This is a genomic window from Azotobacter armeniacus (genome assembly GCF_054779355.1).
The window spans coordinates 37,660-50,708 of record NZ_BAAGYK010000045.1; the positions used below are offsets into that span (position 1 = coordinate 37,660).

Sequence of the window (13,049 nt, forward strand, 5' to 3'; positions counted from 1 at the left end):
ACGCGGGTTGAAACAAGTAATTTTTACTTAATGGCAATAGCTTCGCCCTGGTTATCCGGGGCGCGGTTTAAGCAAGGATGGATAATATGAGCTACGGAATTCGACTGCTGGTCTGGGGCGAGCGCGCCTGCTTCACCAGGCCGGAAATGAAGGTCGAGCGCGTTTCCTACGATGTGATCACGCCATCCGCCGCACGCGGCATTCTCGAAGCCATCCACTGGAAACCCTCGATCCGCTGGGTGGTGGACCGCATTCGGGTACTCAAGCCGATCCGCTTCGAGTCGCTTCGGCGCAACGAGGTCGGCGGCAAACTGTCGACGGCCAGCATCGGCAAGGCGATGAAGGCCGGGCGCACGGACGGGCTGGTCGCCTTCGTCGACGAGGACCGCCAGCAGCGGGCGGCGACCATCCTGCGCGACGTGGCCTATGTCATCGAGGCGCACTTCGAGCTGACTGTCCAGGCCGATGCCAGCGACTCCGAGGGCAAGCACCTGGACATCTTCAACCGGCGGGCGCGTAGGGGGCAGTATTTTCATGCGCCTTGCCTCGGTGTTCGCGAATTTCCCGCCAGCTTCCAACTGCTGGAAGCCGATGCCGAAGAGCCGTCTGTCGACGAAGCGCTCAAGGGCGAGCGCGATCTGGGCTGGATGCTGCACGACATCGATTTCGCCAATGGCATGACGCCACATTTCTTCCGGGCGCTGATGAGCGATGGCCTGATCGAGGTGCCGCCGTTCGGGGCGGGGGAGGTTAGGGCATGATCCTCGCGGCGCTCAACGAGTACTATTGGCGCCTGGCGGAGCGTGGTGCGGAAGGCATTTCACCGCTAGGGTACAGCCAGGAAAAGATCAGCTACATCTTATTGCTGTCTCCAAATGGCGATGTCGTTGATATACAGCCAAATTTGGATACGAATGGGAAAAAGCCAGTCGCCAAGTCTATGGCTGTCCCGGCATCTTTCAAAAGACCTGGTACAACTCCTAAGCCTTTTTTTCTTTGGGATAAATCGAGTTATGCCCTTGGCGTCGCCCGAGAAGGCAAAGAAAGTATCGCTCTGAGTCCAAAACCACACGAAGCATTCAAGGTATTCCATCGTCAGGTTCTGAACGGTTTAGACGATGTAGGGCTCATGGCGTTCTTGGCATTTCTTGATAAGTGGATGCCGGAGCGCTTCTATTCCCCACCCTTCACTCAAGAAATGCTAGATGCCAATTTTGCTTTCCGCTTGGATGGCGAGTTGGGTTATCTACATGATCGCCCTGCCGCGCAAAAGTTATGGACCAAAATGCAAGCTGAAGGCGAGACAAAAGAAGGCGCTTGTTTGGTGACAGGTGAGGTTCAGCCCCTGGCGCGCCTGCATCCGGCGATCAAGGGGGTGAACGGGGCGCAGACTGCAGGCGCTTCCATCGTTTCCTTCAACCTGGAGTCCTTCGGTTCTTACGGCAAGAGCCAGGGCGAGAACGCCCCGGTCTCCGAGGCTGCCGCCTTCGCCTACACCACCGTCCTCAACCATCTGTTGCGTCGCGACGAACACAACCGCCAGCGCCTGCAGATCGGCGATGCCAGCGTGGTGTTCTGGGCGCTAGCCGAAACAGCCGAGGCGAGCGAGCAGGCCGAGCTGCTGTTCGCCGAGCTGCTCGATCCGCCCGCCGACGACGCCGGCGAGGCCGCCAAGCTGCGCTCGGTGCTGGAAGCCGTGGCCGCAGGTCGCCCTCTGCGGGAGCTGGACCCCCGGCTGGACGGGGCGACCCGGCTGTTCGTCCTGGGCCTGGCGCCGAATGCCTCGCGCCTGTCGATCCGCTTCTGGCAGACCGGCAGCCTGGACTTCTTTGCCCGGCGGCTGGCCGAGCACTATCGGGACCTGCATATCGAGCCGTTGCCCTGGAAAGCCGAGCCGGCTATCTGGCGCCTGCTCTACGCCACCGCGCCCAGCCGCGACGGCAGGGCCAAGGCCGAGGACATTCCGCCGCAACTGGCCGGGGAAATGACCCGGGCCATCCTGACCGGCAGCCGCTATCCACGCAGTCTGCTGAGCAACGTGATCATGCGCCTGCGCGCCGACGGGGACATCTCCGGGGTGCGCGTGGCGCTGTGCAAGGCCGTTCTGACGCGCGATCTGCGCCAGGACGTCAAGGGAATCGATGAGGAGATACCTGTGAGTCTCGACAAGGAAGCCGGCAATCCCGGCTATCGCCTGGGCCGGCTGTTCGCCGTACTGGAGGATGCCCAGCGCAATGCGCTGGGTACGGTCAACGCCAGCATCCGCGACCGCTACTACGGTGCGGCGTCGGCGACGCCCGCCACCATCTTCCCGGTGCTGCTGCGCAACACCCAGAACCATCTGGCCAAGCTGCGCAAGGAAAAGCCCGGTCTGGCCCACACCATTGAGCGCGAGATCGGCGAGATCGTCGACGGGCTGGCCAGCCAGTTCCCGCGCAGCCTGCGCCTCGAGGATCAGGGCCGCTTCGCCATCGGCTATTACCACCAGTCCCAGGCCCGTTTCACCCGCAATCCCGCAGTTGACAAGGCGGAAGCCGATACCGAGCAAGGAGCAGAAGCATGAGCGCCATCGCCAACCGTTACGAGTTCGTCTACCTCTTCGATGTCACCAACGGCAATCCCAATGGCGATCCGGATGCCGGCAACCTGCCACGCCTCGACCCGGAAACCAACCAGGGCCTGGTCACCGACGTCTGCCTGAAGCGCAAGATCCGCAACTACGTCAGCCTTGAGCAGGAAGGCGCGCCCGGTTACGCCATCTACATGCAGGAGAAGGCCGTCTTGAACAACCAGCACGAGCTGGCGTGGAAGGCCAGGGGCATCGAGCCGGATGCCAAGGACGGCTACAAGAAGCTGCCCAAGGATGCGGCCAAGGCCAAGGAGCTGACCGACTGGATGTGCGCCAATTTCTTCGACGTGCGCACCTTCGGCGCGGTAATGACGACCGGCGTCAACTGTGGACAAGTGCGCGGACCGATCCAGATGGCCTTCGCCTCCTCGATCGATCCGGTGGTGCCGATGGAGATTTCCATCACCCGCATGGCGGTAACCACCCAGAAAGAGGCGGACGAGCAAAGCGGCGACAACCGCACCATGGGCCGCAAGCACATCATTCCCTACGGACTCTATCGCGCCCATGGCTTCATCTCGGCCAAGCTGGCCGAGCGTACCGGCTTCTCCGAGGCCGACCTCGAGCTGCTCTGGCGCAGCCTGATCAACATGTTCGAGCACGATCGCTCGGCCGCCCGCGGCGAAATGGCCGCGCGCAGGCTAATCGTGTTCAAGCATGAGAACCCCATGGGCAACGCGCCGGCCCATCTACTGTTCGACAGCGTGAAGGTAGAGCGCGTACAGGGCGAGGCCGACACCCCGGCTCGCAGCTTCGACGACTACCGGGTCTCGGTGGATGCCGAGCGCCTGCCGCAGGGCGTCAGCGTGCGCGAGCTGATCTGACGGGGCTGGGCAGTCATGGACGAAGACGACCTGATCCCGCTGTCCGCTCTGCAGCACTACATCTATTGCCCCCGGCAGTGCGCCTTGATCCATGTCGAGCGACTTTGGGCGGAGAATCGGCATACCGCCGAAGGGCGCCTGTTGCACGAGCGGGCCGACCAGCCGCAAACCGAGCAGCGGCATGGCGTGCGCACCGCCACCGCCATGCCGCTGGTCAGCCAGGGGCTCGGCATCGCGGGTGTCGCCGACGTGGTGGAGTTCCACGAGGGCGAGAGGGGCGAGCGCATCCTGCCGGTGGAGTACAAGCGCGGTCGGCCCAAGAAACACCGGGCCGACGAGGTTCAGCTGTGCGCCCAGGGGCTGTGTCTGGAGAAGATGCTGGGGCGGCCGGTGAGCGAGGGCGCCCTGTTCTACGGCAAGACTCGGCGGCGCAAGAGCGTGCCTTTCGATCAGGCGCTACGGACCCTGACACTGGAAACCATCGAGGCGACCCGCGCGCTGATCGACTCGCGTCGCACGCCAACGGCGGAGTATCAGGCGGCCCGCTGCGATGCCTGCTCATTGATCGAGCTCTGCCAGCCCCGCCTGCTGAGCCGCAAAGGCTCGGTCAATGCCTGGCTGGCCAGACAACTCAAGGAGTGAAACATGCGTCGTCAACTCAACACCCTATACGTCACCACCGAAGGCGCCTGGCTCAGAAAAGATGGCGCCAACATCGTCATGGAAGTGGAGGGCGAGATCAAAGGGCGGCTGCCGGCGCATATGCTCGAGAGCCTGGTCTGCATCGGCCGCGTACTGGTTTCCCCGCCGTTGCTGGGGTATTGCTCGGAGCAGGGCATCAGCGTCTGCTACCTGACCCCGAACGGCAAGTTTCTCGCCCGGGTGGAAGGGCCGGTTTCCGGCAATGTGCTGTTGCGTCGCGAGCAGTACCGCCGCAGCGATGACCCCAAGGGCTGTGCCGACATCGTCCGCAACCTGCTGGCCGGCAAGCTGTATAACCAGCGTGCGGTGCTGGGGCGCGCGCTGCGCGATCACCGCGACAAGTTCACGGATGAAGCCGCCAATGCGATCGAGCATGCCTGCAAGCGCCTGAAGCGGATCGCCGGCAAACTCCCGAGCGAGCCGGATACCAATGTGCAGCGCGGTCTGGAGGGCGAGGCCGCGCAGGCCTACTTCGGTGTGTTCGACCATCTGATCCGGGCGAGCGATCCGGCGTTGTGCTTCTCCGGACGCAGCCGGCGCCCGCCGCTGGATGCGGTCAATGCCTTGCTGTCGTTTCTCTACACCCTGCTGACCCACGACTGTCGTTCGGCATTGGAAAGCGTTGGGCTTGATCCTGCCGTGGGTTTCCTCCATCGGGACCGACCGGGACGGCCCAGCCTGGCGCTGGATCTGGTCGAAGAGTTCCGTCCGGTGCTGGCGGATCGCCTGGCACTTTCCCTGCTGAACCGCAAGCAGCTCGACGGACGGGATTTTCGGCAGATGGACAATGGCGCAGTCTTTCTGCGCGACGAGGCGCGCAAGACCGTGCTGGTCGCCTATCAGGAACGCAAGCGAGAGGAACTGCAGCATGCCTTCCTCGAAGAAAAGGCGCCTCTTGGACTATTCCTGGCCATCCAGGCGCAACTGCTGGCCCGCCATCTGCGCGGTGACCTGGATGCCTACCCGCCGTTCCTGTGGAAGTGAGGTCGAGCCATGATGATTCTGGTCAGCTATGACGTCAGCACCACGGAGGCCGGCGGTTCCCGGCGTCTTCGCCGGCTGGCGAAGGCCTGCCGGGATTACGGGCAGCGGGTCCAGTATTCCGTGTTCGAGATCGAAGTGGATGCCGCCCAGTGGACGTTTCTCAAGCAGCGGCTCTGCGACCTGATCGACCCGGAACAGGACAGCCTGCGCTTCTACTATCTGGGCAGGAATTGGCAAAGCAAGGTCGAGCATATCGGCGCAAAGGCCGTACTGGACCTGAACGGCCCGTTGATCCTCTAGCCCGAGTGCGAACCCCAAGCGACCGGCCAAACCCCGGCAGGTTCGCGGCTCTTTAACATATTGAATTTATTGGTTTTCTATAAGGCCTTGAGCCTTGATAGCCATTCCCTGTGTACCGATCGCCAGGGTTCGCGAAACTCTGGTGTTTCGCTCAAGCGAGACGCTGGGTTATAAGGATGGGGTCGCGCCCCACGCGGGCGCGCGGATTGAAACCATGGCGATCAGGGGGCGTTCAGCGGTCATACTTGTCGCGCCCCACGCGGGCGCGCGGATTGAAACGCCGCGATCACTCGGGCGATTTCCGCCTCGATGGCGTCGCGCCCCACGCGGGCGCGCGGATTGAAACATCACAATGCAGTAGTGCTGCTCGCCGTCGATGGTCGCGCCCCACGCGGGCGCGCGGATTGAAACAAATGAGCCGCCTGGACGCCATAGGCGCCGCAGATGTCGCGCCCCACGCGGGCGCGCGGATTGAAACGCCGTCTCGTCGCTACCTAGGCCGCCGACCACGCGTCGCGCCCCACGCGGGCGCGCGGATTGAAACGAGTGCTTCACGCCCGATGAGCTGGCACGGACGGTCGCGCCCCACGCGGGCGCGCGGATTGAAACCATGGTGATGCCTCGATTCGGAATATTGGGCGCGTCGCGCCCCACGCGGGCGCGCGGATTGAAACTGCTTACCCCTTTGCTTGCTCGCTTCGGCCTGCAGTCGCGCCCCACGCGGGCGCGCGGATTGAAACTGTTGGTGGCGGTAGAGCCTGTCGAGCTGGGCGAGTCGCGCCCCACGCGGGCGCGCGGATTGAAACGAGCGGGACGAGGAGGCGCGAGCCGAGCGGCTCGTCGCGCCCCACGCGGGCGCGCGGATTGAAACTCGACAAGGCCTTGCAGGGCTACCAGCAGGTCAATGTCGCGCCCCACGCGGGCGCGCGGATTGAAACATAGGCGCGGGCTTTGTTGGAACCGTGGTAGATGGTCGCGCCCCACGCGGGCGCGCGGATTGAAACCGCATCCTCGCGCAGCGCCTCGACCTCGGCTCGCAGGTCGCGCCCCACGCGGGCGCGCGGATTGAAACGCTTTGATCGTGTGGCGGATGCCGTTGCTGCGAAGTCGCGCCCCACGCGGGCGCGCGGATTGAAACAGCTCAGCCATATGCCGCTCTGCAGCGCCGGCGGTCGCGCCCCACGCGGGCGCGCGGATTGAAACTTCTGCCCTGTCTTGAGGAAGACGACGAGTCATGGTCGCGCCCCACGCGGGCGCGCGGATTGAAACACGACAGAGCCGACGTCGGGCTGCGTGATGCGATGTCGCGCCCCACGCGGGCGCGCGGATTGAAACCTCGCCCAGCCGGGCGCGCTTGCCTGCGGCTTTGGGTCGCGCCCCACGCGGGCGCGCGGATTGAAACTCAAAGGCTCGGGCAAGCCGCTGCCTGTCCGCCTCGTCGCGCCCCACGCGGGCGCGCGGATTGAAACCACTCCAAGCGGCGATGCCGTAGCCAACCTGGCCGTCGCGCCCCACGCGGGCGCGCGGATTGAAACTGGCCGAGCGGCGGGCGCTGGATAGCCCGCGATCTGTCGCGCCCCACGCGGGCGCGCGGATTGAAACGTCTGCTTTGGGTTGGACGAAGCAGGCGATCAGCTCGTCGCGCCCCACGCGGGCGCGCGGATTGAAACCCATCATCTCGGCCATGTTCACTGTGTTCTTGAAGTCGCGCCCCACGCGGGCGCGCGGATTGAAACCTGTCGGTTGCGCTGCGCCACGTCGAGATCGTCGGTCGCGCCCCACGCGGGCGCGCGGATTGAAACCTTGACGCCATCTGGGCGTTGACCGGCGGGGCTCGGTCGCGCCCCACGTGGGCGCGCGGATTGAAACACCGATGTACGGGTCGAGCTGTTCGAGATAGATCGTCGCGCCCCACGCGGGCGCGCGGATTGAAACTTCTCCAGGGCGAGCTGGTCGCGCTGGTTGTGGGCGTCGCGCCCCACGCGGGCGCGCGGATTGAAACTGCGGTCTGCTCCGAGTCGAGCCAATGCTGCGGGTCGCGCCCCACGCGGGCGCGCGGATTGAAACAAGCTCCATGCGTATCTGCTCCAGCAACTCCCGCGTCGCGCCCCACGCGGGCGCGCGGATTGAAACCATTTCCGGCCCTTTGGTGTCGGACGCCACCATCACGTCGCGCCCCACGCGGGCGCGCGGATTGAAACGTCGCCTACCGCCTCCTGATCCAGGCCATCGCCGGTCGCGCCCCACGCGGGCGCGCGGATTGAAACTGCGCGGGACCTAGCAGTCTTCGCCCGGAACGGGGTCGCGCCCCACGCGGGCGCGCGGATTGAAACCGCGACAAGCCGGCGGATCAATCCAGATAAGTGGTCGCGCCCCACGCGGGCGCGCGGATTGAAACCCTGTATCGATAGAAAACGTCACCTATTTGAAGAGTCGCGCCCCACGCGGGCGCGCGGATTGAAACACCGCGGCGGCGCGGACGCTGCTGGCGGCGGCAGTCGCGCCCCACGCGGGCGCGCGGATTGAAACAGCTCAGCCATATGCCGCTCTGCAGCGCCGGCGGTCGCGCCCCACGCGGGCGCGCGGATTGAAACATGTTCCTGGTCAGCGTGACCGCCGCCAACGCTGCCGGTCGCGCCCCACGCGGGCGCGCGGATTGAAACGCGTTCCAGGACATCGCAGTGACCCGCGCAGGAGGTCGCGCCCCACGCGGGCGCGCGGATTGAAACCTGATCTGAATAGCCGACTCGGACAGCCGCCATCGTCGCGCCCCACGCGGGCGCGCGGATTGAAACGGAATACCGGTACTCCCGGCAGCCTTGGCACTGGGTCGCGCCCCACGCGGGCGCGCGGATTGAAACGTCTCGGCCCTGGCCTGGCGTCTGGCCTCCGAAGTTGTCGCGCCCCACGCGGGCGCGCGGATTGAAACGCCATCGGCGCGGCTACCGACTAACGGGGGCCGTGTCGCGCCCCACGCGGGCGCGCGGATTGAAACTACGCCGATCGCCTCGGCCAGCTGCGCCAGTCGTGGAGCGTCGCGCCCCACGCGGGCGCGCGGATTGAAACCTTGTAGTCGCCGCCGGTCTTTCTCTCCTTCAGGATCGTCGCGCCCCACGCGGGCGCGCGGATTGAAACGCTGTAGTCGTCGAATAGTTCGCCATGAACGCGCGTCGCGCCCCACGCGGGCGCGCGGATTGAAACACTGCTGTCGATGTCGTCGGCGTAGTCCATGCGTAGTCGCGCCCCACGCGGGCGCGCGGATTGAAACGCCACCACGCCGGACATTGAGCGCCCCGGCACCCTCGTCGCGCCCCACGCGGGCGCGCGGATTGAAACACGTTCCAGAACACCGATGGAACTACCATGGGCGGTCGCGCCCCACGCGGGCGCGCGGATTGAAACGCCAGCGGTCCAGGCTTTCCTGGGAACGGATGCCGTCGCGCCCCACGCGGGCGCGCGGATTGAAACGGGATAGTCCTGGCATCCAGGCCGCGGCGGAAGCGGTCGCGCCCCACGCGGGCGCGCGGATTGAAACCAGCGCTCAACGATCAGGCTGCGAAGGGTCGAATGTCGCGCCCCACGCGGGCGCGCGGATTGAAACAACAGCGGCTACCTGAGCTACTGCGCGGTCGGAGGTCGCGCCCCACGCGGGCGCGCGGATTGAAACAGGTAGCGGGCGGCGAACACATAATCCTTACCGTTGGTCGCGCCCCACGCGGGCGCGCGGATTGAAACCTCGTAGTCGTCAAGCGTGTTGGCGTCGGCGCTGTCGCGCCCCACGCGGGCGCGCGGATTGAAACGCCTCCAGAATTCGGGAGGTAATCGACGAAAAAAGTCGCGCCCCACGCGGGCGCGTGGATTGAAACCTCAAAACATTCTGGTCATGCGTTCGGCTGTCTGATCTGCAGGCAGCCTGTCAGCTGGAAGCTATTCCGTGTCGGTGACGGTGGCTGCTGTGCCGACATCGACCAGTCGTTTTCAGGGGACCGTCACAGAATCAAGCCAACCACCGCCCCCGTCATCAGGGTTACCAGTGTTCCGGCGTAGAGGGCGCGCAGCCCGAGTGCCACGATTTCGCCGCGTCGTTCCGGCGCCAGCGCACCCAGGCCGCCGATCAGAATGCCCAGGCTGCCGATGTTGGAAAATCCGCACAGCGAATAGGTCATGATCAGACGGCTGCGTTCGCTCAGCGCGCCTTCCGGCAAGCCGGCGAGCTGAAGGTAGGCGATGAACTCGTTCAATACCGTCTTGACGCCCATCAGTGCCCCGGCGGTCATGGACTCGGCCCAGGAAATGCCGGTCAACCAGACGATGGGGGCCATTACCCAGCCGAGCAGGCGCTCCAGCGTCAGCGGCGCTCCATCGACTTCCGGCAGCCGGGCCAGCCCCAGGTTGACCAGATGCACCAGAGCGACCAGCACCAGCAGCATGGCGATGATGTTGAGCCAGAGCTGCAGGCCATCCAGGGTGCCCCGGGTCACAGCATCCATGGCGCTCTGGTAACGGATCTGTTCCGCAGGCGGTAAAGGGGATGCCTGCCGTTCTGCCGAGCCCTGCTCGGGAGGAATCATCACATGGGCGATCAGCAGGGCCGCTGGCGCGCTGATCAGCGAAGCGATCAGCAGATGCCGGACCGGATCGGGAATGGTGCCCTCCAGAAAGGTGGCGTAAAGCACCATCACGGTTCCGGCAATGGTGGCCATGCCGGTGACCATGACGGCGAACAGTTCGCTGCGCGACATGCCCGACAGGTAGGGGCGGATCAGCAAGGGGGCTTCGGTCATGCCCACGAAGACATTGGCGGCACTGACGAATCCCACGGCCCCGCTGATGCCGAAGGCCTTCTGCAGCAGCCAGGAGAGTCCCCTGACGACCAGCGGCAGGATTCGCCAGTGAAACAGCAGCGCCGACAGGGCGCTGATCACCAGTACCAGCGGCAGGGCCTGGAACGCCAGGACAAAACCGTTGGGCGGGCTGGTGACGGTATAAGGCGTCACGCCGCCACCGATGAAACCGAAGACAAAGGCGCTGCCGGCTGCGGTGGCCTGTTGCAGGGCCTGCACCAGAGCGGTCAGGGGCTCGAACAACTGGCTGGCACCGGGAAACTTCAGTAACACGGCCGCCAGTCCGAACTGGCACAAGAGCCCGGCAACGATCACTCTGGGACGCACCAGCGAGCGTCGTTCGCTGATTATCCAGGCCAGCAGAATCATGACGGCCAGCCCCAAAAGCCCTTGGAATATGGTGAACATGCGGTCGCTCTCCCGGTGATCGATCTCCCCGTTGTCTGTGGGGGGCGCCAGTGTATCCGTGGTGCGGGCTCGCTGCTCACCCGGCTGCGGTTGCGGAGCGATGCCGGGGCTGATCCATCCTTCCCGAATGCGGGACAATACGGACCCCGGGCCGAACGGCCGGCAGCCTCACGACAACGGAGATACCCATGAAACAGAGCGATCAGACGGACGCGGTATGGACGCAGATGTGCCAGGCCGCCGGGCTGGGCCCGGCGCGGCTGGCGATCCTGCAAAGCGCCGAGGCGCAGGACTGCACGGTCTACCGGCCGGATGAGCGCGACCCGGAGGCCGAAGAGGAGGACCTGGGCGATGCCAAGATCCTGTTCACCGGGCCGTTCCAGGCGCCGGAGGAGTGGGACGAGCAGATGCGCGCCGACTACTTTGATGAGACCGATCCGACGCTGTTCGTCACCGCCTTCGTCGAGTGCGAGGCCGCGCCGGCGTCGCGCGGCTTCTTCGCGGCCGAGCCCGGCGACTACCTGGCGGCCACGCTGGAAACGGGCGAGGTGGTGATGTTCTACGTGTACGACTGCAGCGAGGACGAGCAGGGCCGACGCTGCGTGCTGGTCCGCGATGACGAGGCGCTGTTCTGAGCGGCTGCCGCGAGCCGTCGATTTTTCGGAAGAATCCATGCACGACCACGACAAGACCTCCCGCGCCGACTACCACAGTACCCACCAGGCGTGCGCGGTGGCGGAGGCCGAGCGGCTCCTGGCCGAGCGCGAGCGCCTCGGCGGGCGCTGGCTGAGCTGGGTGGCGGGGGAGCCGTATGCCTTGAGTCCGCCGCAGTTCGCCAGCATGGTGCGGCGGGAATTGCAGCGCCGGCAGGAGGGTGGCTAGTTGGCTGGGCTGTAGGAGCAGCTTCATCTGCGACTTGGCGTTGCAGCCATCGCAAATAAATTTGCTCCTACAGCAGTGTCGACTCACCTCGTCAGCCCCACCGCCTCGCCGCAGCTTTCGCTCAGACCGAAGCGGCCCTTGGCGTCGCGGGTCAGGCGGCCCATGGCGATCCTGGGGTCGTGAGTGAAGACCAGGCGGCCGTTTCGGGTCAGCAGGTCTTCCAGCAGCGCGGTCTTTTCCTCGATCAGGCCTTCGGGGAAGCGGTCGTAGCCCATGGTTATCGGCAGGTGCACCCAGGGCGCGCCGGGGACCAGATCGCCGGCGAAGAGCACTGGGCCGCCGGGCATCGCCACCTCGGGCAGCAGCTGGCCAGGGGTGTGGCCGTCGCTGACGTGGAAGCGCCAGTCCGGGCCGAGGATCGCCGAGCTCTGGCCGTCGTCGAGCAGTTCCAGGCGGCCGCTGGCTTCCAGCAGCTCCAGTAGTTCGGGGATGTAGGAGGCGCGGTCGCGGGCGTGGGGCTGGAGGGCGCGCTGCCACTGGCGGCGGCCAGTGATGAAGCGCGCGTTGGGGAAGAGCAGGCGCGGCGACTGGCCTTCGGCCCAGGGGGCGAGCAGGCCGCCGGCGTGGTCGAAGTGCAGGTGGGTGAGCACCACCACGTCGATGTCGGCGTCGGACAGGCCCTTCGCCTCGAGGTTGTCGAGCAGCACGTGGCGGCTTTCCTGCACGCCATAGCGCTCCTTCAGCTCGGGGCTGAAGAAGGCGCCGATGCCGGCTTCCACCAGGATGTTGCGCCTGTCCTCGCGCACCAGCAGGGCGCGGCAGCCGAGGTCGATGCGGTGCAGGGCGTCGGCCGGCATCCAGCGCTCCCACAGGGCGCGAGGGGCGTTGCCGAACATGGCTCCGCCGTCGAGTTTCTGGCTGTTGCCGAGCAGGGTGGTCAGGGTACGCATGGAAAGATCCCTCTTTGTTGTTGTGATCGGCCAGGTTCCGCCGCAGCGGGTTCGGTGTGCTCTACCGCCAAGGCTACCCCCGGGGCGTCGGCGACGCACAGGGCCGCCAGGCTCTTTCCGGCATCGCGGCGGATCATCTCCTGTGGCAGGGGCAAGGATGTGGCCGACGGCGGGCCGGCCAGCGCACCCTGGAAGCAGCCGATGGCGGTGCGGGCTGCTGTTGCGATAACGACCTCCTGCGTGAGGTGTTTCTGAATAAAAAGGCGCGGTGCCCGTAGGCAGCCGCGCAAGGGGCATGGGGTGGGATCGGCTAGCCCCATGCCGAAGGGAACCAGACAGGTACGCTGCAGTCATTTCACTGCCCCTCAGCGCTGGATCGGGCAGCCGGTGGCTTCCAGCAGCGCCTCGAAAGTCACGCCGTCGGCCAGTTCCACCAGCTTCAGGCCCTGTTCGGTGACATCGAGCACTGCCAGGTCGGTGATGATGCGGTCGACCACCCCGACGCCGGTCAGCGGCAGGTTGCAAT

At 65.6% G+C, this 13,049-nt stretch carries 10 protein-coding genes, 1 pseudogene and 1 CRISPR repeat array; of the genes and pseudogenes, 8 read left to right on the plus strand and 3 right to left on the minus strand.

Going from position 1 to position 13,049, the window contains the following annotated elements; genetic code table 11:
* The first annotated feature begins 86 nt into the window (after positions 1-86).
* The 6 genes from cas5c to cas2 are packed head-to-tail and all read left to right on the plus strand — an operon-like array spanning position 87 to position 5,439.
* Entirely contained in the window at positions 87-761 is a 675-nt protein-coding gene (cas5c, locus tag ACYVD0_RS09990; protein ID WP_460426687.1) for a CRISPR-associated protein Cas5, read from the plus strand.
* Positions 758-2,563, plus strand: coding sequence for a type I-C CRISPR-associated protein Cas8c/Csd1 (gene cas8c / locus ACYVD0_RS09995; protein ID WP_460426688.1), 1,806 nt, complete (start codon positions 758-760; stop codon positions 2,561-2,563). Before cas5c ends, cas8c begins: the two co-directional genes overlap by 4 nt.
* The gene (gene cas7c / locus ACYVD0_RS10000) at positions 2,560-3,453 is read left to right on the plus strand and encodes a type I-C CRISPR-associated protein Cas7/Csd2 (RefSeq protein ID WP_460426689.1); all 894 of its coding nucleotides are present in this window, start codon (positions 2,560-2,562) and stop codon (positions 3,451-3,453) included. The genes cas8c and cas7c overlap by 4 nt, the downstream gene beginning before the upstream one ends.
* Positions 3,454-3,468: 15 nt before the next feature.
* Complete coding sequence (cas4, locus tag ACYVD0_RS10005) at positions 3,469-4,095, plus strand: CRISPR-associated protein Cas4 (protein ID WP_460426690.1); 627 nt, start codon at positions 3,469-3,471, stop codon at positions 4,093-4,095.
* A gap of 3 nt (positions 4,096-4,098) precedes the next feature.
* Positions 4,099-5,139, plus strand: a complete 1,041-nt coding sequence (gene cas1c, locus ACYVD0_RS10010) for a type I-C CRISPR-associated endonuclease Cas1 (RefSeq protein ID WP_460426691.1) — start codon at positions 4,099-4,101, stop codon at positions 5,137-5,139.
* Positions 5,140-5,148: 9 nt separating this feature from the next.
* Positions 5,149-5,439 carry a CRISPR-associated endonuclease Cas2 gene (gene cas2, locus ACYVD0_RS10015; protein ID WP_460426692.1) on the plus strand — a complete coding sequence of 97 codons (291 nt, stop codon included), beginning with the start codon at positions 5,149-5,151 and terminating at the stop codon, positions 5,437-5,439.
* Between the two features lie 181 nt (positions 5,440-5,620).
* A CRISPR array of direct repeats spans positions 5,621-9,305; the repeat unit is 32 nt; unit sequence GTCGCGCCCCACGCGGGCGCGCGGATTGAAAC.
* A gap of 123 nt (positions 9,306-9,428) precedes the next feature.
* Here the strand turns inward: cas2 and ACYVD0_RS10020 are convergent.
* Complete coding sequence (locus ACYVD0_RS10020) at positions 9,429-10,691, minus strand: NupC/NupG family nucleoside CNT transporter (RefSeq protein WP_460426693.1); 1,263 nt, start codon at positions 10,689-10,691, stop codon at positions 9,429-9,431.
* Between the two features lie 227 nt (positions 10,692-10,918).
* Between ACYVD0_RS10020 and ACYVD0_RS10025 the strand changes: the two genes are divergently transcribed.
* Both ACYVD0_RS10025 and ACYVD0_RS10030 read left to right on the plus strand, forming a co-directional pair.
* A complete protein-coding gene (locus ACYVD0_RS10025) occupies positions 10,919-11,326 on the plus strand; it encodes a hypothetical protein (protein ID WP_460426696.1) in 408 nt (135 codons plus the stop codon).
* A 37-nt stretch (positions 11,327-11,363) separates the two neighbouring features.
* Positions 11,364-11,573: a hypothetical protein gene (locus ACYVD0_RS10030; RefSeq protein ID WP_460426694.1), complete on the plus strand. Its 210-nt coding sequence runs from the start codon at positions 11,364-11,366 to the stop codon at positions 11,571-11,573.
* Between the two features lie 83 nt (positions 11,574-11,656).
* Here the strand turns inward: ACYVD0_RS10030 and ACYVD0_RS10035 are convergent, their stop codons facing one another.
* Together ACYVD0_RS10035 and ACYVD0_RS10040 are read right to left on the minus strand one after the other, a co-directional pair.
* A complete protein-coding gene (locus tag ACYVD0_RS10035; RefSeq protein ID WP_460426695.1) occupies positions 11,657-12,523 on the minus strand; it encodes an MBL fold metallo-hydrolase in 867 nt (288 codons plus the stop codon).
* 365 nt (positions 12,524-12,888) lie between these two features.
* Positions 12,889-13,049, minus strand: a pseudogene (locus ACYVD0_RS10040) (succinyl-CoA--3-ketoacid-CoA transferase); the annotation flags it as partial.